The organism is Pseudoalteromonas sp. SWYJ118 (genome assembly GCF_015864505.1).
GTDB lineage: Bacteria > Pseudomonadota > Gammaproteobacteria > Enterobacterales > Alteromonadaceae > Pseudoalteromonas > Pseudoalteromonas arctica.
The window spans coordinates 1-20,210 of sequence record NZ_JADYXC010000020.1 but is presented as its reverse complement, the minus strand read 5'-3'; the positions used below and the strand labels follow the sequence as shown (position 1 = coordinate 20,210).

The following is a 20,210-nucleotide window of genomic DNA, read 5'->3' as shown; positions in this document are numbered from 1 at the left end:
CTTCAAATGTTTAAGAGTTATTTAATCGAGCTTAACCCATTGTTTTATTTCAAGCGCGGTCATAATAAGCTCAACCGAAAACGCGGCTAAAATCATCCCCATCACACGCGTTAAAATAGACGCGCCACCAGTACCAATAAGCTTAATTATTTTCCCCGAAAGCAGCAACAGTATTAAAGTAATACCCAACACACCAAGTGTAACAAGCGCTGTGCCTATTTGAGTGGTAATTGGGTGAATATGATTGTCGGTAAGTAGTATCACCGCCAAAATAGCGCCAGGAGTCGCAGTTGCAGGTATAGCTAGCGGAAACACTGCTATATCGTGATCGGGGTCTTGTTTAGCTTTGTTAGAATCGTTTCCAAATATCATTTGCAGGCCAAACAAAAACAATATAATTCCGCCCCCTAACTGAAACGACACCAACCTAATTCCCATCGCATTAAGTATTAGCTGCCCAATTAAAATAGAACCCAATAGTACGCAACCAGCATAAAGGACCGTTTTAAAGGCTGTTTTACGACGTTGTTGATCTGTTAAATGAGAAGTAAGCGCAGCAAACAGCGCCATAGTACCTATTGGGTCAATGGTAGCCCAAATAACAAGCGCATCTTGAGATAGTTTTTCTAGCATATAAAATCCTTGTTAAGCGTAAATATTTAATAAAACACGGGTAACAAATTCATTTGCTTACGCTTAACTATAATAGAAAGCCGTTATTTTTTGTATTTTATTTACACTTGGAGGCGTTGACCTTTCAGGATTGAAAAAAGATAAGCACTTATAATTGCCGTCATTCGTTAAAGTGATTTATGCCAAATAGAATTTTCTCTTAAGCTAAAACCTAACTTAATAAGTAAATTATGGGAACGTGCATTGTGTGCACTCACCTCAGCCGATAAATGTTTAAGCGCAATATCCTTAAGTAGCGTTTCAATAAAACCAGTGACTACTTCAAACATTACGCCTTTATCCCAAAAGTCGGGGTGCAGCTCAAATCCTATAAACGCACTACTTTTACACGGCGTTAAATTATAAAGCCCACAAGTACCCATTAATTTTCCAGATGTATTATGTTCAATTGCAACTCTAATCACTTCGCCTTCGTAGTAGGCACTAATATCATCTTGTATTAATTGTTTGATTTGTGTTTTGCTGAGCGGTGTTTCGTAGTCGTTAAATTCTGACACATGCGGGTGGTTTAAAATATTAAATAAACACGTAGCGTGTTTGTGGGTAATTAAACGCAGCGTAACGCGTTCAAGCTTTATGGTATTAAACATTTTATTTAAGTAGTTAGTTAAATTAGCTCTTTATGGGCACGCATTATTAACTTACCATACCCCATTAACAAGCATTATCTTTAAAGCAAAAAGAGTAGATAACGTAATGAGTGACGATTTTAAAGTAATACAACCCACTACCACAGTATATTGCCCAAAGCGCGGCGAAGGCTGGACCTTAACAGGCATTACTAATATTAACGAGTTTACCTCAGTAATGTTTGACGGCACACGCTACACACTCCCGGCGCGCGAAATAGTAGAAGAGCTTTTGCCAAACCAACTAGCACGCGAACAAAATAGCTAGTTAGTTCCGTACACAATAAAAAGGCTGCAGAGTTGCAGCCTATTTTATAATTTATGCCAATTTAAAATGTATCATCTTCACTGTATACATTAACATTTAACTCATCTTCATCCTCAAATACCACAAACGAAATTGGCTTACAGCATACTTGGCAGTCTTCAATGTATTGCTCATCAATATCTGCTGCATCAAGTAATATTTCTATACTTTCTCCACAATAAGGACAGCTTATTGATTTTTCGGTTAACTGGTTCATTTATCACCTGCTAATTTATATCTTGAATGTTGCCACTTTAATAAACAAGCTCGCATAATACAACAGCGTATCAAATAGCGTTTATTTTACTGAATTAATTAAAGCATACTGCTTGCTTTAAAAGTGATCTCACTCCCAGTGAGATGCTTATAAAACCTTTTTATGACATTACTTTGCACCATAAATAGTTAACCGGCTAAAACTATGCCACTACAATGAAATAGTATTAGCACTTGGCGGGTCTAACTTTATAAGTATTTAAACTCACACCTCAGGTGGATAATTTTATGAAAAAATCACTCGCATTAGCATTAACATCTGCCGCAATATTGTTTAGTACGTTTACGCATGCAGCTAAAACCGAAAAAGCTGTTTTAGCTGGAGGTTGCTTTTGGTGTATGGAAAGCGATTTTGAAAAACTAGAAGGTGTAACCGATGTAATATCGGGCTTTACTGGTGGCAAACTTAAAAACCCAACATACAATGGTAACCATAAAGGCCATTACGAGGCGGTAGAAATCACTTACGACCCGGATGTAGTAAGCTATAAGGGCATACTTGATCATTACTGGGTTAATATTGATCCCTTTGATGCCAGAGGCCAGTTTTGCGATAAAGGCCCGAGTTACTTAAGCGCTATTTTTGTAGAAAACGACGAACAACGTAAATTAGCCGAAAAAACAAAAGCAGCTGTGGTAGCCGAGTTTCCTAATCAAACTGTGGTTACGCCTATATTAAACGCAAGTACCTTTTACCCTATTAAAGGGAGGGAAAGCTTTCATCAAGATTATTACAAAAACAATCCAATCCGATACAACACTTATCGTTGGCGTTGTGGTCGCGATAGCCGCCTAGAAGATATTTGGGGCGACAGAGCAACCCACTAGTATTTATTAAGCAACTTAAATTACACCAACAAAAGGCTGCATATTGTGCAGCCTTTTACATATCTACAAAGCTAGCTTTCTCTGCTTCAAAAAGTATACAAACCTTCATTATCAATAAATAGTATATTCTGTTTCCTAAAGCTGGCTGTTTATCTACTAAATCAAATGCAATAAATTGCACTCCTAGATTGATATAAACCAAATTCAACAACTGGAGTTACACAAAATGTTTGCCAATCAATTACAGCTAGCGCGTGCTCTAGAGTTACCTACACGCCAAGCCATGCTTTACCGTGAACCAGCAGTACAACACTTTTGGAATAGTAACACCGACCTAATTACAAACGCGTGGAGCGAATGGGAAACAACATCAATAGATGGCTCAACGTTTACGCTTGACGACAGACTACTTGATAAAAACCTACGTGAAGCAGTAAAGCAAGCATGGGAAGATCCATCAAAAGAGCTGGCCGTAAAAGCGTTATTACACGAAGTAGCGCCTGATGTATTTCAATTTCAATTTTTTGATCCAGAGCGCCTTGCCGTATTACGCGGGTATTTAGAACAAGTATGGAATTCGCAAATTCCTATGCGCCCACCATATGGCATAGTGTTAAATCGCCGTGGTGCCATGCTTGATAGCCGATCAGAAGGTTATTTAGCAGCGCCAAGCTTTCAAGCGTTTTATAACGAAATACTAAACACTTACATGCGCCCTATTTCGCGTATGCTGTTCCCGGAGGTTACGGGGTTTGATACACAAACGTTTGGTTTTTCAATTTATTATGAGCCAAACACAGATTCGTCAATTCGCCCACATACCGATGCATCGGCCGTAACGCTTAATATTAACTTAAACTTACCAGGCGAAGAGTTTACAGGGTCAGAAGTTGACTTTTATCACCCGTACACAGGCGACATTAAATCACTTACGTTTAAGCCCGGCACTGCCATGTTACATCGTGGCAATATTGCACACGCAGCAAAGCCTATTACCAGTGGTGAGCGAACTAACTTTGTTTTGTGGTTGTATGGAGAACGCGGGCGATTGCCAGCACAAGGTGCCCCACGCATTCCTATTGATGCTAAACAGCGCTGGATTAACCCTAAAAAGACGAACGACGGCTATGCACCGTTTTAATCGAGTTTTTAACTAAGTTTTTAACTAAGTTTTTAACTAAGCTTTTAACTAAGCTTTTAACTAAGCTTTTAACTAAGCTTTTAACTAAGCTTTTAACTAACGAAAAGGCTGCTTAATTTAAGCAGCCTTTTCGTTAGTATCGTTTTAGTTTACGTTTAAAATTTATACGTTGCAGATAGCCTTACACTTCTGGGTGTGCCAGGTTGAACCCAGGCATCAGCAAATGAGTTAGTGTAATAGGTTTCATCAAACAGGTTATCTACCTCTGCACGCAAGCCAATTGCCTTAGTTACATCAACATCTATAAAAGTACGCGCTGTTGTATAGCTTGGTAGCTCAAAATCGGTACCAAAAAAGCCGTTTCGAGAATCTACATAAACTAAACCTGCGCCAAACTTAATTGCTTTGCCATATAACTCGGCTGATTTAACAAGCTGTAAACTAAGTTGATGTTTAGGAATATTTAATAAAGAACTACCCGCTTCAACGGTATAGCCAAAGTTAGCATCAAAAAATGAGTTTTCAATAGTTGCATCAACATACGCATACGATAACCATAGGCTCACATCATGCGTTAGCTCACCGTTTATATCAATCTCTATGCCTTTGCTTTGTGCTTCGCCTATTGCAGCAAAAGTAAATGCAGTGGGATCGTCAACCACCAGCATGTTGTCTTGCTCTACTTTAAACATCGCGATAGTGCCAAATAAAGCGCCATCGTTTAAAGTAAATTTAACTCCCAACTCTGTTGAAGTAGATTGATTTGGTTCAAACCCATCGCCATTTGTATCAGTGCCAGATAAAGGCCTAAAGTTTTCGCCATAAGCGGCATAAACAGATACAAACTCGCTCGCCTCATACACAACACCTAGTTGGGGGCTAACACGTGACTCATTTTGTTTTGATTGTGTATCAGCTAAACGATTATTGAGTGTTTGTTGGTAGTCATCAAAACGTATACCAATACGTACATCAAGCTTATCGGTTAGGCTTATTTGGTCTTGTATAAATACACCTAACGACTCTTGGACTTCTAACTTATCGGTATTGGCCGTTGGCGTAGGTAACTCATATGCTCCATATACAGGATTAAAAACATTTATATACTGATCGCCACGTACACGAAGAACAAATTGATCATTTTCGAACTTATCAGAATCAACACCAATTATTAAACGGTGATCCAACCCTGCAACCTCTAAATTACCTGTCACTTCGGCTCTAAATACCTGATATTTTGCATTGTAATCACGGTAGCGCCTAAAGCGATTTACTTCACCATCAACAACACCTGCAAAACCAGTTTCGGTAGCAAACCCTTCAAGCGAAGTATCACGGTAGTTAGCGCCCAGCAATACGCTCCAATTATCATTAAAGTCATGAATAAACTCTAATTGATGGCCAAGTACGTCAGCCTCTATTGGGCCATCACCTGGCTCACCTAAAAAGCGGCTCTGTGGTATTAAACCAAGTTCGCCATCTATGGCTAATACGCCCCTATCAAAAGGGACCTCTTGGTCGCTGTATTCAAGCTCATATATTAGTTGGCTATTATTATTAATATTCCATGTTATTGATGGGCTAAAGCCTTGTTTAGTTGTCTCTATTGTATCGCGAAAGCTTTTTGCGTCTTCATAAAAACCAACCAGTCTAATTGCTACGTCGTCGCTAAGGGGTGTGGTGTAATCTACATCAGCGCGGTAGGTGTCAAAGCTGCCTACGCTTAGCTTTAGCTCGCCGCTTGTATCAAACGTTGGGCGCTTAGTAACGAGATTTACTGTACCGCCAGGTTCACCACGGCCAAATAAAGCAGCACGTGGACCTTTTAACACCTCAACCGATTCAATACCCGACAAATCACGTGAGCCACCAAAACCACGCCCGGCATTAAACCCATTAACAAGGTAATTACTTGGCAAGTTTTCATCGCCTACAAAGCCGCGTAGCGCAAAGCTATTCCAAAGTCCGCCAAAGTTATTTTGACGCGCTACCGATGCCGATAAATCAAGCGCTTGATTTAAATTTATAGCACCTGCGTTTTCAAGCGCTTCTAAATCTATTTTTAATTCTGATTGCGGTGTTTCTAAAGGGCTAAAATTGCCTTGATAAGCTTGGCGCGAGCCAATCACTGCCAATCTTTCTATAGGGCTATTATTTACGCTGTCATCCTTTGGGGTTTGTTCAGCAGCCATAGCGTGGCTGCTAAACAAACTGACTAAGCATGCGCTTAAATAGCTGAGCTTTAGCCCATTTTTATTGGTATTCATTATAAACCTTGTTAATTAGTTGACTCATAAATTTTCTTTTAGCTTAACGCCTGTAACGTCAGGCTCATCCGTTTCATTAAGCATTGTTTTTTTAAAGCTAGGTATACTCTTAAGCGCAGCTTTAGGTGGGTTGCCTTTTATAAACAGCCAAGGGTAGTAAAACTCCCTTAAACTTTTATGAAATCCTCGCATACGGTATTCATATCTAAATGCAGCTAAAGCATCAGTGCTCGCCAATCGGGTAAAACTGCGTTGTAGCAATAGTGGTGGTGAAAACCACGATACAATCCCTGCTAGTTGATACTTTGTGTGCGCTGCATCACGATAAGCATGCGAAAGTTCCCCTGCTTTTTCGTCTCCAACTTGCTGAAATGCGTAATACCATTTCCACTCAAACTCGCTTTGCATATCAACATGATCTTTCCACTGTGGATTTGACGCTACAAAAGCATCCATTGTGGTTTTCTTTGGTAAGTCCCATGCATCGTTAACCGCCTCACGCTGAGTAAGCACAATGTCGCCGCCCTTTGGTGAGTGAACCGTTTTGTTTATAACTAAATCGCCTAAAATAGGAATAATAAAGGCAACTAACACCCAAAAACCGATTAATGTTGAAGCAACACGCGGCGCACTGTTGGCATTTTTGCCCCACCACACACTGAGCAAAGTCCAAAACGCAATGTAAATTACACATATAAAAGTAACAAACCCCACATCAGCAAGGGCCGAATGACTAAGAAATGTACCTAAATAAAATGGCAACATTAAACACACTATTACTGCTATCAACCTTACAGCTATACGCGCCCCCCATAATGCAAAGTACGACTTAGCCGTAGTCACTAATAAGTCATGCCTGGCGCTTGTTCGCTCATTAGCAAATAAATCATGAAATAATAAAATAACTATCAGCGGTGCTAATGCACTAATTACAAATACAAAATCAATTTCACCTGCCTGCGCTAGCTCTGCGTTTTGTGAATCGCTCTCGTAAATTTGCCCCTCTAGGGCAAGTAAATTTAAGCGGTGTTTCCACGGATAAATATCGCGCTCGCCTAAAGCAGCAAACGCTAAATTTGAAGGTGGTGAATACGTTAAATGAAAGCTGTAATAGGCAAGCGAACCAGCATCACTGTATTTATTTTGTACGTTAGCTAATTCAGTTAAATCAGCCGTTTTTAAACGATCAATAGTATGTTGTTGCTGGCTTACTTCACTAAGGCCGCTGAAAACTGCAAACCCCGATATAGCAAATGTACATGCTAGTAATATCACTAAATATTTTTGACGAAGTAAAAAACGCCATTCACGAATTAGCTGTGAAAATACATAACTCATAACAAACGCTTCCCTACAAATTTAATACCGCCTAACAGCACTGCAATCCAAATAAATAACTGTAAAAATGCAGGGATACTTCGCTGCGCTCTCACTTGTGCGCTATCTACATTAAAAGTAAAGTTTTGCAGTACTTGCCAATTTTGTGCACTGACACGAGCTTGCTTAGTTGCTTCGGTACTGGTATTGCGGTTCATATCGTCTTGGTAGCTAAGCTTTTCTACATGAACTTTGTTAAGCCCTTGCACAAAGTCAAAACGCAACTGTTCGGTTTCACGCAAAAAGCGGTGATGAGTTTCAATACTCGTTCCTACTACAATCATCGATAACGACCGAATAGCCACCATAGGTGAAACCCAACCAAAATAACGAGATACCTTCGTTTGTTTAAGCTCAGCTTGCATACGTTGCTCGGCAAATTTGTTTAGTACGTTAGTCAATTTTGCTTCAGATTCGCTGGCTACTAATCCTCTAAAATTAACGGGTAGCTCATCTATACTTTTAACGTTGTACTTTTTAAGAAGTGATTGTTTAAATTGCATAAAGGCAGGGTCGTTTGCGTTATGGCCGTCGCCTAATTTTCTAAGTTGTGCTTTTACAGCAAAGTCTGTTTCTATTTTACCGGCAGATGGCACAGCCGTTGAAGCACTGGTACTTGCTACGCGTGGCATAACAATACACAGTAAAATCCACACAAAGGCAAGTGCGGTAAAGCTGCCACTGTTTTTACTAAACACGCTCGATGCCAGTAAAATCAGTAATACCCACACAGTTAAATATAAAGCGTAGCCAACAACAAAACTTACAACTGCCAGTAAGCTTTCGCCCGCAGCAACCGTAAATAAAGCCGATACCGTAAGCGGAGTTAAAATTAAGCCCACAACAGAAAGTAGCGCCAATCCTTTACCTGCAATTAGCGTTACACCCGATGTACCTTGCGATAACAAATAAGAAAGCGTTTGCAATTCGCGCTCTCGGCTAATACCGCTGTAGCCAATTAATATTAATAATAACGGTGCGAGTGTTTGCACAATAAATGCAGGCGTTAAACTGCCTAATTTAGTTAATGCAGTCCCTTGGCGACTATCTGCAAACATTGCGCTATTTTGTCTGTGCCCTTCTAAAAATATAGAGTTGCCTGTGTAAGCGTCAATACCAGGGTCTAGCGTACTAAGTGGCGAAGGCGTTCTAAATGCATAATGCCCGTAATGCACCATTCTGTGTGGATGGCGGTCGGGTTGATCAACAAAGCTCTTATCGCTTGTTGTTTGTAACTCATGACGAGCATGGCTTAGCTCCATCATGGTAATAGCCGTTACAATTACCGAAGCAAGCGTGAGCACCAAACCTATAGCAAGCACGGTCATTGCTAATTTTGAGCGAAGCCAATAACGCCACTCATCTTTGGCAACAATCACCACCTTTGAAAAGTTATTTATACTCATTAAGCACCTCTTTTAGCGTGATGCCCAAACGCAGCGTGTACTTGCTCGGTATCTATACGCCCACTTTGGGGCGCATCAAACTCTCCCACCAGCTCACCGTTTTTAAGTAAACCAATTCGATTAGCGACTTGGCAGGCACCGTATACATCGTGGGTAACCATTAAAATAGTCGCACCAGTTAATGCAAGCTCACGTACAAGTTGATTAAATTCATCAATAGCAACAGGATCAAGGCCAGAGGTTGGCTCATCAAGTAAAAAAATGGGTGCTTCACGCAGTATCGCAAGTGCAATTGCTGTTTTTTGCCTCATACCTTTTGAATAAGTTTGCATGTGGCGATCCCATGCATCGTGTTGCAATGCAACTCGATTAAAAGCCGCGTTAATTTGCTCATCTGATTTTTTAATATCAGCGAGTGATAAAAAATATTCAACATTTTCACGAGCAGTTAAATGCGGATATAACGTAGCCGACTCTGGCAAATACGCTGTTTTACCTCGCACAAAATCAAGCGCTTTACTCACCTCTTTACCCGCTACTTTTACAGAGCCTTCGGTTGGTTTATTAAACCCAAGTAGCGTTTTTAACGTGGTTGATTTACCCGCACCATTACCACCAAGTAGCGCATAAACCTCACCTGCAGCCACACTAAAGCTTAAGTTTTTTAAAATAGCGTTATTTTTAATACTAAAATTTAAAGAACTCACTTCAATCATCGCATCACTTAGGACGGCGTCTGCATTGCTAAGTTGTTTATCAAAAGTTTTAGGGGCAATTGTTGGTGTTTTATTAATCGCGGTAGGTGTTGTCACACTCAAACTCTATTTAGGAAAATTAGATGGCGTGTATGTTATACCATATCAAATGCCAATTGCAACAATATAACATCTCAATAATTAACAAATAAGATAATTACAGTTACTTAGTTAATAGGTTACTTAGTTAATAAATTATTACTTTAGGAGGTAAAAATTAAAGCAACTTTAATTACCCCTTTTATATGGAATTTAGGATGGTGTTATGTGTGCTTATTTACAATTTAACGTAAATTATAAACCAAGCATAAAGAGTGTAATTTTTTTAGCTTTGCCATGCTAACGCCTTTGGTAAAACCTTATGTCGAGTAAGTTGGTAATTTTAAAAAATGTGCTATCTTTTTATTATCCATATCATAAAAATAAGCGCTAACATGTTGTTCCGAGGTACAATTGCCATAGCCATATTGGTAATTTCTGCTGCTAATAAAAGCGATGCAAATGAAGTAGACGTGCAATTTAGTGGTTTTGCATCTTTAACACTCAGTTACACTGACGATTCAGATATCGGCTTTGCATCAAATTATTTAAACGAAAACGATACCGGTTTTTCAGTAACGCGTGATTCAATTTTAGGTGGGCAAGCTAATATCTCGCTCTCAAAAAACTGGGACTCTGTGGTTCAAGTAGTAGTACAAGATCATAGCTTCAAAAGTCTTGATAACTTTTTAGAACTCGCTTTTATTCGTTATCGCCCCTCGCCCCTCGCGCCATTGGGCTATTCGTGCTGGCAGGCTAAACAGCGATCTTTACTTACTCTCTGAATATCCTTATGTAGGATACGCCTATTTGTGGATCCGCCCTCCTCATGAATACTACTCTTTTGCAAACATTGCAGGAAATTACGACGGTGTGGATATTGAATACAGTAAAGCCATTGATGAAGGTTTTTTACGTTTAAAGCTCGCATATGGAAGCTCTACAGCAAAGTTAAAAGCCGATAATGACGACTTTTTTATTGATTTTGATAATTTAACCACCTTTAGTGTAACCTATTCACTTGACGCATGGACCGCACGTTTCTCTTTATCTAAATCTGATTTTGGTGGCTATAAGTTAACCTCATTGGATGAGTTTTTAGCCTTACTAGACGCAGTACCACAAAGTATATGGCCACAAGCACAAACGATATCTAACAAATTTAATACCAAAGGCCACAGTATAGAATACGCGGCATTTGGACTAACCTACGATCATAATAATTGGCTTATTCAATCTGAAGTAGGTATTTCGGAATCCGATTGGATAATAGCTCCATCAGTACTCAATACTTATATTAGCGCTGGTTATAGGGTAAATAATGCAATATTTTACATGAGCTTTTCTGCAGCCAAAAATCGTCACGATGTTATACAAGTAAACGAACCTGTTTTTTCACCAGGCATACCCGATCAAATTTCAGAGCCAATACAACAACTAGCATTTGCAACACAAGCTGCTATTAAGGTGCCTTATGTTCATCAGCATTCAATTAACATAGGTGTAAAATGGCAACTATCGGAGCGATTAGCGCTAAAAGCTCAACTAGACCGCTTTGATATAAAGCCCGAAGGTGCGGGTTTATGGAGTCTTAGTAATCCTGCAGATGTAGACAAAGGCCACAAAGTACATATGCTAAGTTTGAACGCTAGTATGGTGTTTTAACAATGATGAGCTATCGTAACTCACTCCTTTATGTGTTGCTGCCGCTTTGCCTGCTTCTTGTTAGTGTTAATGCCAAATCTACAGAGTTTGTAGTGGTGGTAAATAAAAACAATACAATTAACGCTTTATCCAAACGCGAAGTCATCGATATTTATATGGGTCGCTATTTAACGTTTCCTGATGGTGAAACCTCTAAGCCACTTGATTTACCGGCGCAATCTGCATTAAAAAATGATTTTTACCTGCAACTGGTCAACAAAAATGAGCAAAAAATTAATGCTTATTGGGCAAGGTTATTATTTTCAGGGCGCGCAAAGCCCCCATCACCGTCAACATCCGTTGAAGACGCGTTAAACAAAATAGCTGCATCACAATTTGCAATTGGTTATATTCCTCAATCGCAGGTTACAGACGCAGTAAAAGTGGTATACACATTTGATAAAAATTAGCCAAGCACTCTACGTACGCGTTGCTCTATCAATCGCTATTGTCGCCATTGTAGTAACGTTAGTGTCGTCAACACTTTCTTATTACTCGGGTTTTAAAGAAAAGAAAAACACCAATTACCTACTCGTGCAGCAATTAGCACAAACAATGGGAAAAACAGCCGCCATAGCAGCCTACCTAAACGACCGTGAATTAAGCCAAGAAATTATTAATGGCTTGCTAAGTAACGACTTAGTGCAAGGCGCAAGCTTAGAAGGAGAAGTAAACCCAAAAGGAGAAATGGATTTATTTATTGCAAGTGGCTCTACTAACAAGAAAAAAGAAGCTGTTTTAATTAAATTAGTTCACCCCTTTATAGAAGATACCTTTATAGGTGTACTGGCCATATACCCCGACGATAACTTTATTGAACAACAAGCGCAGTCATCACTTATAAAAGAATTTATTTTAATGCTGATTCAATCAATCGTCATCGCTTTTTTTGTGTCGCTGGTTGTACGCAAATGGCTTACTCAGCCTATTCAAAATTTAACAAACAGCTTTGCCACAATTGATCCTACCAATCCCGATACCATGACAATGCTAGAGTTTAAGCAAGGTAAGCGAGACGAAATAAGCAGGCTAACGCAAGGTATAAACGCCTTAATGCATGAGTTAAAGCTAACCATTAGTAATGAGCAATCCCTTCGTAAAAAAACTCAAGAATTAGAAGCTAAATTTAGACTTATTTTTGAACAAGCCAGCGCCGGTATTTGCTTATTAGATGACAAAAACATTATCACCACCTTTAACCCCGCGTTTAAACATTACTTTACCTTACCCGGCGAAGAAGAGTTATCAACCTTGCACTTTCCTGCTCTATTAAATAACGTTGATGAATTACAAAGCCTGCTTGCAGATATACGTTGTGATAAAAACCCGCCACAAGCGACTCTAGATATAGAGTGTAAAGTGGGCCATAAAACCATTTGGTTGCACTGCTTATTTGTAAGACTAACAGAGCAACGTGAAACAAAGCGAAGCGTTCAACAAGAACACTTAGTTGAAGTAATTTTACATGATGTAACTGAGCGCGCCGAACGCGAATTTCAAACCCGCTTTGAAGCCGATCACGATCCACTTACCGATTTACTTAATCGCCGCGCAGGCGAAAAACGACTTAAAAAAGCGCTGCGCGAGTGTATTAAACACAATCAGCACCTAGTACTAATGATGATTGATTTAGATAAGTTTAAACCCATTAACGACACCTACGGCCACGAAGCCGGTGATAAAGTACTTATTGAAATAGCACACCGATTTAAAAAGCACTTTAATCAAGAAACCGACATATGCATCCGCCTAGGCGGTGACGAGTTTATTGTTGCAAGGCAGGTTAATACCTACAACAAAGCAGCAACGCGTGAGCAATCAATCGCTATGCTAAATGAGCTACAACAAGACATTTATATTTCACAAAATAAAACATGCGCCGTAGGTGCAAGCATTGGTATTGCAGTAGGCCCTAATGATGGTGAAGAGCTACTCGAATTAATGCATAACGGTGATAAAACCCTTTATCACGTAAAAGAAACAGGCCGAGGAAAAGTCGCCTTTTATGACGATATAAAAAATTAGATGGCGTGAATGAGTAACTACATAGTAAATGCTATAACGTATTTATGGCTTTCAAATAATCTTTATTATAAAAATAAGCCGCTAACCCAAAATACGAAATAACACCTAAATAAGCAATTGGGAAGTGTGAATATACGCTGAGGTAAATAAGCAATAATATAAAAAACAGACTAATGCTAAAGCAAACCACTGCCAAAAGCCTGCCTAAACAACATATAGATTGGGCTGCAATATTTAAAACAAACAAGGTAATAGCACCAAGTATTACATACACTAAAGTGTTTAAATCTTCCCCATACGCTAAACCATCTTCGGTATAGTACATCATGTAATGAGCGAGCGGAGTCAGTGCTAATAAAGCCCAGAAACCATAACTGCTCCAAGTTGATGAGACAAAATAGTTACTACCAATGTCAGGCGCAGGAAACGATGCTTTATATCTATTTTGATTCATAAGAAGTGACCTTTCATTTAGTATGCTAAGCTAAAATAACTACGCTTATTATTGATTTTTATAATAACAATTACAACTTACCTCATTGACCACAAAAAACCACACTAGTAAAAAGTGATAAACCAGACCCCTAAAACATAGATTTACATCCAAACCTTTAAAGTAAATTGAACAATTAAGTTTTCAATTGATAGAATGCCAACCTATTTTTCTATCAAGAGATACAATGGCAAACTTCAATACTCATCTTAATACTGCCGTAATCATCACCGGCTTAAGTTCAGCCACTTTATTATCTGCAGGCCATATTGATTTAAACGGCGCACTCTGGCTATGGTTTTTAGGCTCAATTGGCGGCTTATTACCCGACATAGATTCAGATAACTCAACATCACTCGATACTATTTTTAACTTATTTGCACTGAGCGCTGTATTACTGGTACTGCATTACATAACCACCGAGCTCATTATTGAAATTAGCTTTATCGAGTTAATCGTAGTGCCATTATTGGTTTACGGATTTATGAAATATATTATTAGACCCATTTTTGAATGGATCACAGTACATAGAGGTAGTTGCCACTCTTTACTATTTATACTGTTATGCGCGCTATTAACGACTCAAGTAACATGGAAACTGAATGACCAATCAACCACACAAGCTGCTGTTTTTGCCTGGTTAACGGGTGGGTTTATTTTATTAGGCGGATTAATTCATTTATTGCTGGATGAAATTTACAGTGTAGATTTAAGTAATGTCAGAATTAAACGCTCTTTTGGCACCGCTTTAAAAATAGCTGACTTTGATAATAAGTTAATTACGCTAGCTTCAATTATTGCCATTGCAGGTTTAATCTATGTTGCGCCCCCTACAGAACAAACTATCACAGCGTTAAGTGATTGGTCTCACTTTATATTTCTATCTTAACAAAGTAGGTTTTAAGCTATTTTACAGCATTGCCCGACTACAATAAGTGGCTTTTACAAAGTCACTTATGTCCATTGCTAGAATACGTGTAAAATGCCCTCTTAGTAATCTAAAAGTTGATTCACTAAGAGGGTGTGAGACCCAGCGTTTTTAGAGGCATAAATGGCTTGAATCATAACGACTTTGCCGATTTAAGTTTTAATTAAAATCCGTAGCTTGAGCCTATTTGTTATTAATTATTACTTTTGTAGGTTTGAGTGAAATAATTAAATAGCTTTACCTGTCTTCTACCCAAGTATGAGAGCTATTACAGCTTTTAAAAGCATAAAATTATAAGAGGTACATAATGGAATTTACGAATAAACGCACCATGCTAATTACGGCATCTTTATTGTTGGTGTTAGCGATAACACAGGCTGTTTTTACTGCCCTTTACAGTGCAGAAATTAGTTTTTCAAGGCAGTATGCATGGGGACTAGAAGCCGTGGTTTTCACTCTACTTGTTGCCTTTGCGGGTTCTGCTATGGTGCAAGCAAAAAACGCTCAGCTAGGATGGTCGGCTATAACATTTAGCGCGATTCTTAACATAGTGCAGGTAAGCATTGGCCTTACTTTGTTTTCAACATTTGGAAAAGTAGCGGGTACCGTAGAAGGCGCACAACCTTTAATTAGTGGCGTGGTTTCGTTGTCATTCATGATTTACTACGCAGCTAAATTATTATTGGGATTAGCAGCACTTGTGTTTGGCCTGTCTTTCATCGCTAAAGGTGGCAAAGCAATTGGCGGCCTTACTGCCTTAGCAGGCGGAGTTGCAATGCTTGCCAATGCTATATTAATCATCTTTGGCCGTGATGGTTTTATGCCATCAGGAGTTGCTGGCGCTTCAGGCATGATTGCAACGTTACTTTTAGCAATATGTTTGATTAGTCTTAACCGTAAACAAGACTGAGGCTAAATACCTTATTAGTAAGGTATTAAGTTAAATAATGTTTAAACATCGGCGTGTATTAGAGTGCTAATTCGCCGATGTTTTACGTTTAAAGTGATGGAATTTAAAGTGCCAGCCACCTTAATTATTTAGAGCTCCCCTCTTTGGGCTTAAAATCAGCGCCCAGCGTATTCCAAGTTAATGCCCTCCTCTAATCTAAAGGCTAATTCACAAAGAGGATATGAGGCGCTGCGCTTTTAGAATGACAAAACTAGACAGCCACTTAGAATGACAAAACTAGACAAAACTAGACAGCCACTTTAATTGAAAAAACAAAACTATGCCAAAAAATTCGCTCTTCAAGTTCAAAATTTATCTTTTATGAGTGGGTCACTTTATTTCATCCGTTAAATAAGTAATTAGCCCTATTAAAGCTAAATTACACGCATGAAAATAACAGCATAATGCAGTTGTGATTTATTACTGAATAGTTTTACTGAGTAGCTTAAGTTTTATGCGAGTAGCTTTTCGCAATTGCTAATATTTGATCGCCGTTTACGCTTTAAATTTTCACAGTAACTTGCTTGTGAAGTGGGTCTGCCTACTGCACCATGAAATACGCGCGTAAATTGTGTGGTGAGTTTTAACCAGTTTTCGGGGGATATATTAAGCCTTTCTAACAAAGGAAGGTTCATATTATCAATATGCCCACGCTTATCCTCTCGTATTATTCGCCCTGTTAGCTCAACAAGTTCAAGGTACGATTTAAGCTCAAACGGCAGCCCTTTGGGCATAATCTGACGAGGCATACCAGCAAAACGTAGTAACTGCTTTGGTTGTTTACCTTCTGACGCGCATGTTAAGCGCTTTTGTACGCTGGTATGGTCTGACTCTTCTGGTGTGTTAGCCATTTTAGCTCTAATGGGGTTTAAATCGACATAGGCCATACAGGCTGCAAGTGCTGCTTCATCTAGTAATGCTTGCGATTTGAATCTTCCCTCCCAAAACCTCCCAGTGCAGTTATCTTCTTTATTTGCTCTGCGAGCAATACCTTCATTTAATAGCCGCATAAACCAGCTGATACTTGATAAGCGCTCTCGGTATTGTTTTACTGCTTGATTAAAAAAGATAAGTTCAACTTTACTTAGCTTTTCACCTTGTACGTATTTTTGCGTTAGCAATGTGCCTTTACAGAGTTTATGCCAGCGAATAACAATCGCTTTATCATTCAGCCTATTCGCTTTTTTATCATCAACATACAATACTAAATGGGTGTGGTTACTCATTACGGCATAAGCACATACATCAATACAAAATACCTTGGCTAACTCAAGCAGCCTATCTTCAACCCAGCCTCTACGATGCTCGTAAGACTTGCCTGTAAAACGGTCCTCGCCACATAAAAATGCACGACGAACACAGCGTGAAATACAATGGTAGTATTTTGTATCAACCAAACTTACTTGACGCTTTCTTGCAATTGCCATAAGACACCCTGCCTGTTTTTTGCACTGAACAAAGGCTAGCCTCTAACTTCGAAAAGCGCAAAATTTAGGGTGGGTGTCTTGTTAATTTGTTTCATCGTTCAGTAGATTAATTCTTTATTTCCTCTGAGGTTAATCTCAAAAACATTAAATGTAAAAGGCTGCTTAATTTAAGCAGCCTTTTTAATAGCCTGTAGAACATGGACAACTTATAAAATTGCCCAATCTAAAGTCTCTGCTAGTTTTGCGTATTCTCAATAGGCCAATCTTTATGGAACAGACCAAACTAGACAGCCACATTTATTGAACAAACAAAACTGTGACACTAAATTTGCTCTTCAAGTTCAAAATTTATCTTTTATTGCTGGGTACTTTATTTCATCCGTTAAATAAGTAATTAGCCCTATTAAACCTAAATTACACGCATGAAAATAACTGCATAATACAGTTGTGATTTATTACTGAATAGTTTTACTGAGTAGCTTAAATTTTATGCGAGTAGCTTAAATTTTATGCGAGTAGCTTTTCGTAATTGCTGATATTTTCTTGTCGTGACGCATACTGAGTAAATTGCACCTTTGGTTGATAGTTAATTGTTTACAATGTATCTTGGCTAGGTATTTATTGAATAGAGCTATTTTTTTAAAGAAGTTTTATTGCTCTATTCAGATTTAAAATATTGACTTTAATTATTAATATAAATTAACAGCGAGTAGTTGAAATTATAAAAAATCGCTGTTAATTAATGATTTATGTCAGATGGAATAGAAAAATTAATGGAAGAAATAAAAAGGATAAAAAAGAAATAGAGGATTTTCTTATATGGAAATAATTACAACATCTAAACATCCGAGATACTATATGATAAACAAGCAAAAAAATTATTCAATGCTATATAAAGCATTAATTATCGCTCTACCAATACTTACAGCTACTTTTACAAGTAATGTAATAGCGGCTACAAATAAAGTTAACGTTGATGTTAATTTAGATACTAAACATCGTATCGGTAATATTCAAAGTTTCAATCGTGAAAAGTTTATTTCGTTACATTCAGCACCAACTGAAAATGATTGGAATGATGATAGCAAAGGTAATAATGAATTAGATGATTTGATCGGAAAATTCATCAAAGGTTACGACGTATATTTTGGTCGTGATACAGGGTATATGAAAAACCAACTTTTTGGTCAAGCACAAGATAACATCCGTTCAGGTTTTATTGACGAATCAACCGCAACAACTCTAGGGAAAGCAGCAGTAAATACCTTTGAAAAAAGCACTCAGACCAGATTCGTTAATGGTAGACGTTTTAAAAATAGATCAGAAAATATGGTTGTTGCAGGTCAAGTTCACCCGTATTATCCTGATGGTACTAACATTGGCAATACTGGTTGGGCTTTCTCACAAACAGATACAGCGCAAGAGCCACTTGGTACAGCAACAGGTCACTATATGGGCCAGTTCTTAAAAAATTACTTTGCGCAAAGTAATACTGCAGTAGGTCATCCAAAACCTGCGTTTATAGAGGTAGTTAACGAACCTCTTTACGATCTTAATATCGATCCTAAAGATGGCAGAGCAAAAGCTCCTATTTCTGATATTTTTAGTTACCACACCAGTGTCGCTAAAGAAGTTCGTAAAACAAATAACGAAAAGTTAAATAAAGGCGTTAAAATTGCTGGATATACCACAGCATTCCCTAATTATGATTGGGATAACTTCCAACGCTGGGAAGACAACGATAAATTATTTATCGACACGGGAGGCAAAGATATGGATGTTTTTTCAATTCATTTATATGATTTTCCTACTCACCCACGCGGCGAAGAATATAGACGTGGTAGTAATGTTGAAGCAACCCTTGATATGTTAGAGCAATATTCAACGATTAAGTTTGGTCGAGTTAAACCATTATTAATCTCTGAATATGGTGCTTCGGTGCATGCATTACGTAATAAACCATGGACGCATGTTCGCGATGCTGAAAAATTACGTGGTTATAATGCGTTATTAACACAATTTTTAGAACGCCCTAATGTTATTGCTAAAGCTATCCCATTTATTCCAGTGAAAGCTGAATGGGGTAGACATGGTGATACCGGTTACCCATATGAAAACCGTTTAATGCGTCAAAATTTTGAGAAAGCCGGTCAAACAGGTACACAATGGGTATACACTGATTTAGTGAAGTTTTATCAATTATGGTCGAATGTTCGAGGTACGCATGTTGATAGTTGGGCATCAGATTTAGATATAATGGTTGATGCGTATGTGCAAAATAATAAAGCACACATCATCATGACGAGTTTAGAGTTTGAAGATACTGATGTTTCATTGAAAGCATTGGGTATTACGGGTAACTCGGTTAAATCAGTTCAAATAAAAACGTTATCTTACGATAATAATAACCATGCGTTATTGGAAACTAAAAACCTAACGAGTGTGCCAGGTACCGTATTTTTACCGAAAGAAAGTACTAAGATTATGACCATTACTTATCAAAACAAGATAAACATTGATAAAGTAAATCAAGAAACAAAGTATTACGCAACAACTTATAAAAAGCCGATTAAGGCGAATAGTAGTTTATTATTTAATATTAAAAATGTTGAAGTGGGAGCCCAAGGTGAAGCTGTATTACGCTTAGGTATGGGCCGTGCTCATGGTAAGTCTCTTGTTCCAGTTGTAAAAGTGAATGGTGTTACTGTAACAGTGCCAAAAGACTTTAGAGGATATGACCAAAAGAACGGTAAAACCCGTAACGGTCGTGCAAGCTTCTTTGGCGTGATTGAAATCCCTGTACCTCATGACATTTTACAAGGCAGTAACTGGATTAATGTCACCTTTGATGATGCGGGTGGTTTTGCCACAAGTGCAGCTTTACAAGTAATAAACTCAGACGAGAGTATTACGCGTAGACTTTAAATTTCTATTATAAGCAGTTGAGGTAAGTAGTTTAAATAAGC

General features: G+C 38.4%; 19 protein-coding genes. 10 read left to right on the top strand and 9 right to left on the bottom strand.

Features of this window, described 5'->3' with window-relative positions; genetic code table 11:
- Positions 1 to 21 precede the first annotated feature (21 nt).
- Positions 22 to 633 (bottom strand): MarC family protein, encoded by a 612-nt coding sequence (locus I6F48_RS16230; RefSeq protein ID WP_024593948.1) that lies wholly within the window; start codon positions 631 to 633, stop codon positions 22 to 24.
- Positions 634 to 800: 167 nt separating this feature from the next.
- Positions 801 to 1,283 carry a GNAT family N-acetyltransferase gene (locus I6F48_RS16225; RefSeq protein WP_197119842.1) on the bottom strand — a complete coding sequence of 161 codons (483 nt, stop codon included), beginning with the start codon at positions 1,281 to 1,283 and terminating at the stop codon, positions 801 to 803.
- Positions 1,284 to 1,389: 106 nt separating this feature from the next.
- Between I6F48_RS16225 and I6F48_RS16220 the strand changes: the two genes are divergently transcribed.
- Positions 1,390 to 1,590 carry a hypothetical protein gene (locus tag I6F48_RS16220; RefSeq protein ID WP_002962626.1) on the top strand — a complete coding sequence of 67 codons (201 nt, stop codon included), beginning with the start codon at positions 1,390 to 1,392 and terminating at the stop codon, positions 1,588 to 1,590.
- A gap of 61 nt (positions 1,591 to 1,651) precedes the next feature.
- Here the strand turns inward: I6F48_RS16220 and I6F48_RS16215 are convergent, their stop codons facing one another.
- Positions 1,652 to 1,846 carry a CPXCG motif-containing cysteine-rich protein gene (locus I6F48_RS16215; protein ID WP_166420301.1) on the bottom strand — a complete coding sequence of 65 codons (195 nt, stop codon included), beginning with the start codon at positions 1,844 to 1,846 and terminating at the stop codon, positions 1,652 to 1,654.
- Positions 1,847 to 2,133: 287 nt separating this feature from the next.
- Between I6F48_RS16215 and msrA the strand changes: the two genes are divergently transcribed.
- Together msrA and I6F48_RS16205 are read left to right on the top strand one after the other, a co-directional pair.
- Positions 2,134 to 2,733, top strand: a complete 600-nt coding sequence (msrA, locus tag I6F48_RS16210; protein ID WP_166420300.1) for a peptide-methionine (S)-S-oxide reductase MsrA — start codon at positions 2,134 to 2,136, stop codon at positions 2,731 to 2,733.
- A gap of 226 nt (positions 2,734 to 2,959) precedes the next feature.
- Positions 2,960 to 3,874 carry a 2OG-Fe(II) oxygenase family protein gene (locus I6F48_RS16205; RefSeq protein WP_197119841.1) on the top strand — a complete coding sequence of 305 codons (915 nt, stop codon included), beginning with the start codon at positions 2,960 to 2,962 and terminating at the stop codon, positions 3,872 to 3,874.
- 155 nt (positions 3,875 to 4,029) lie between these two features.
- Here I6F48_RS16205 and I6F48_RS16200 read toward each other — a convergent pair whose 3' ends face one another.
- The 4 genes from I6F48_RS16200 to I6F48_RS16185 are packed head-to-tail and all read right to left on the bottom strand — an operon-like array spanning position 4,030 to position 9,640.
- Positions 4,030 to 6,141 (bottom strand): TonB-dependent siderophore receptor, encoded by a 2,112-nt coding sequence (locus I6F48_RS16200; protein ID WP_197119840.1) that lies wholly within the window; start codon positions 6,139 to 6,141, stop codon positions 4,030 to 4,032.
- A gap of 24 nt (positions 6,142 to 6,165) precedes the next feature.
- Positions 6,166 to 7,479: a DUF3526 domain-containing protein gene (locus I6F48_RS16195; protein WP_197119839.1), complete on the bottom strand. Its 1,314-nt coding sequence runs from the start codon at positions 7,477 to 7,479 to the stop codon at positions 6,166 to 6,168.
- Positions 7,476 to 8,924, bottom strand: coding sequence for an ABC transporter permease (locus I6F48_RS16190; RefSeq protein ID WP_197119838.1), 1,449 nt, complete (start codon positions 8,922 to 8,924; stop codon positions 7,476 to 7,478). The genes I6F48_RS16195 and I6F48_RS16190 overlap by 4 nt, the downstream gene beginning before the upstream one ends.
- Complete coding sequence (locus tag I6F48_RS16185) at positions 8,924 to 9,640, bottom strand: ABC transporter ATP-binding protein (RefSeq protein WP_165726101.1); 717 nt, start codon at positions 9,638 to 9,640, stop codon at positions 8,924 to 8,926. The genes I6F48_RS16190 and I6F48_RS16185 overlap by 1 nt, the downstream gene beginning before the upstream one ends.
- Positions 9,641 to 10,113: 473 nt before the next feature.
- On the opposite strand from I6F48_RS16185, the gene I6F48_RS21370 reads away from it, so the two are divergent.
- From I6F48_RS21370 to I6F48_RS16170, 4 genes are read left to right on the top strand one after another with little or no spacing between them, the layout of a single operon-like run.
- Positions 10,114 to 10,503 (top strand): hypothetical protein, encoded by a 390-nt coding sequence (locus I6F48_RS21370; protein WP_231615250.1) that lies wholly within the window; start codon positions 10,114 to 10,116, stop codon positions 10,501 to 10,503.
- A gap of 25 nt (positions 10,504 to 10,528) precedes the next feature.
- Complete coding sequence (locus tag I6F48_RS16180; protein ID WP_231615249.1) at positions 10,529 to 11,383, top strand: hypothetical protein; 855 nt, start codon at positions 10,529 to 10,531, stop codon at positions 11,381 to 11,383.
- 2 nt (positions 11,384 to 11,385) lie between these two features.
- Positions 11,386 to 11,832 carry a hypothetical protein gene (locus I6F48_RS16175; protein WP_165728654.1) on the top strand — a complete coding sequence of 149 codons (447 nt, stop codon included), beginning with the start codon at positions 11,386 to 11,388 and terminating at the stop codon, positions 11,830 to 11,832.
- Positions 11,819 to 13,447, top strand: coding sequence for a sensor domain-containing diguanylate cyclase (locus tag I6F48_RS16170; protein WP_197119836.1), 1,629 nt, complete (start codon positions 11,819 to 11,821; stop codon positions 13,445 to 13,447). The genes I6F48_RS16175 and I6F48_RS16170 overlap by 14 nt, the downstream gene beginning before the upstream one ends.
- 31 nt (positions 13,448 to 13,478) lie before the next feature.
- Here the strand turns inward: I6F48_RS16170 and I6F48_RS16165 are convergent, their stop codons facing one another.
- Entirely contained in the window at positions 13,479 to 13,901 is a 423-nt protein-coding gene (locus tag I6F48_RS16165) for a hypothetical protein (protein WP_165728656.1), read from the bottom strand.
- A gap of 226 nt (positions 13,902 to 14,127) precedes the next feature.
- Between I6F48_RS16165 and I6F48_RS16160 the strand changes: the two genes are divergently transcribed.
- Both I6F48_RS16160 and I6F48_RS16155 read left to right on the top strand, forming a co-directional pair.
- Positions 14,128 to 14,829: a metal-dependent hydrolase gene (locus tag I6F48_RS16160; protein WP_165728657.1), complete on the top strand. Its 702-nt coding sequence runs from the start codon at positions 14,128 to 14,130 to the stop codon at positions 14,827 to 14,829.
- A 346-nt stretch (positions 14,830 to 15,175) separates the two neighbouring features.
- Positions 15,176 to 15,778, top strand: a complete 603-nt coding sequence (locus I6F48_RS16155) for a thiamine biosynthesis protein ThiC (RefSeq protein WP_197119835.1) — start codon at positions 15,176 to 15,178, stop codon at positions 15,776 to 15,778.
- 491 nt (positions 15,779 to 16,269) lie between these two features.
- Here I6F48_RS16155 and I6F48_RS16150 read toward each other — a convergent pair whose 3' ends face one another.
- Positions 16,270 to 17,244, bottom strand: a complete 975-nt coding sequence (locus tag I6F48_RS16150; protein ID WP_197119834.1) for a transposase — start codon at positions 17,242 to 17,244, stop codon at positions 16,270 to 16,272.
- Positions 17,245 to 18,102: 858 nt separating this feature from the next.
- Between I6F48_RS16150 and I6F48_RS16145 the strand changes: the two genes are divergently transcribed.
- Positions 18,103 to 20,169, top strand: coding sequence for a hypothetical protein (locus tag I6F48_RS16145; RefSeq protein WP_197119833.1), 2,067 nt, complete (start codon positions 18,103 to 18,105; stop codon positions 20,167 to 20,169).
- Positions 20,170 to 20,210: the final 41 nt, after the last annotated feature.

Coding starts and splice junctions, on each gene's coding strand:
- I6F48_RS16230 (WP_024593948.1), bottom strand. CDS start 633: ATGCTAGAAAAACTATCTCAAGATGCGCTTGTTATTTGGGCTACCATT.
- I6F48_RS16225 (WP_197119842.1), bottom strand. CDS start 1,283: ATGTTTAATACCATAAAGCTTGAACGCGTTACGCTGCGTTTAATTACC.
- I6F48_RS16220 (WP_002962626.1), top strand. CDS start 1,390: ATGAGTGACGATTTTAAAGTAATACAACCCACTACCACAGTATATTGC.
- I6F48_RS16215 (WP_166420301.1), bottom strand. CDS start 1,846: ATGAACCAGTTAACCGAAAAATCAATAAGCTGTCCTTATTGTGGAGAA.
- msrA (WP_166420300.1), top strand. CDS start 2,134: ATGAAAAAATCACTCGCATTAGCATTAACATCTGCCGCAATATTGTTT.
- I6F48_RS16205 (WP_197119841.1), top strand. CDS start 2,960: ATGTTTGCCAATCAATTACAGCTAGCGCGTGCTCTAGAGTTACCTACA.
- I6F48_RS16200 (WP_197119840.1), bottom strand. CDS start 6,141: ATGAATACCAATAAAAATGGGCTAAAGCTCAGCTATTTAAGCGCATGC.
- I6F48_RS16195 (WP_197119839.1), bottom strand. CDS start 7,479: ATGAGTTATGTATTTTCACAGCTAATTCGTGAATGGCGTTTTTTACTT.
- I6F48_RS16190 (WP_197119838.1), bottom strand. CDS start 8,924: ATGAGTATAAATAACTTTTCAAAGGTGGTGATTGTTGCCAAAGATGAG.
- I6F48_RS16185 (WP_165726101.1), bottom strand. CDS start 9,640: ATGATTGAAGTGAGTTCTTTAAATTTTAGTATTAAAAATAACGCTATT.
- I6F48_RS21370 (WP_231615250.1), top strand. CDS start 10,114: ATGTTGTTCCGAGGTACAATTGCCATAGCCATATTGGTAATTTCTGCT.
- I6F48_RS16175 (WP_165728654.1), top strand. CDS start 11,386: ATGATGAGCTATCGTAACTCACTCCTTTATGTGTTGCTGCCGCTTTGC.
- I6F48_RS16165 (WP_165728656.1), bottom strand. CDS start 13,901: ATGAATCAAAATAGATATAAAGCATCGTTTCCTGCGCCTGACATTGGT.
- I6F48_RS16160 (WP_165728657.1), top strand. CDS start 14,128: ATGGCAAACTTCAATACTCATCTTAATACTGCCGTAATCATCACCGGC.
- I6F48_RS16155 (WP_197119835.1), top strand. CDS start 15,176: ATGGAATTTACGAATAAACGCACCATGCTAATTACGGCATCTTTATTG.
- I6F48_RS16150 (WP_197119834.1), bottom strand. CDS start 17,244: ATGGCAATTGCAAGAAAGCGTCAAGTAAGTTTGGTTGATACAAAATAC.
- I6F48_RS16145 (WP_197119833.1), top strand. CDS start 18,103: ATGATAAACAAGCAAAAAAATTATTCAATGCTATATAAAGCATTAATT.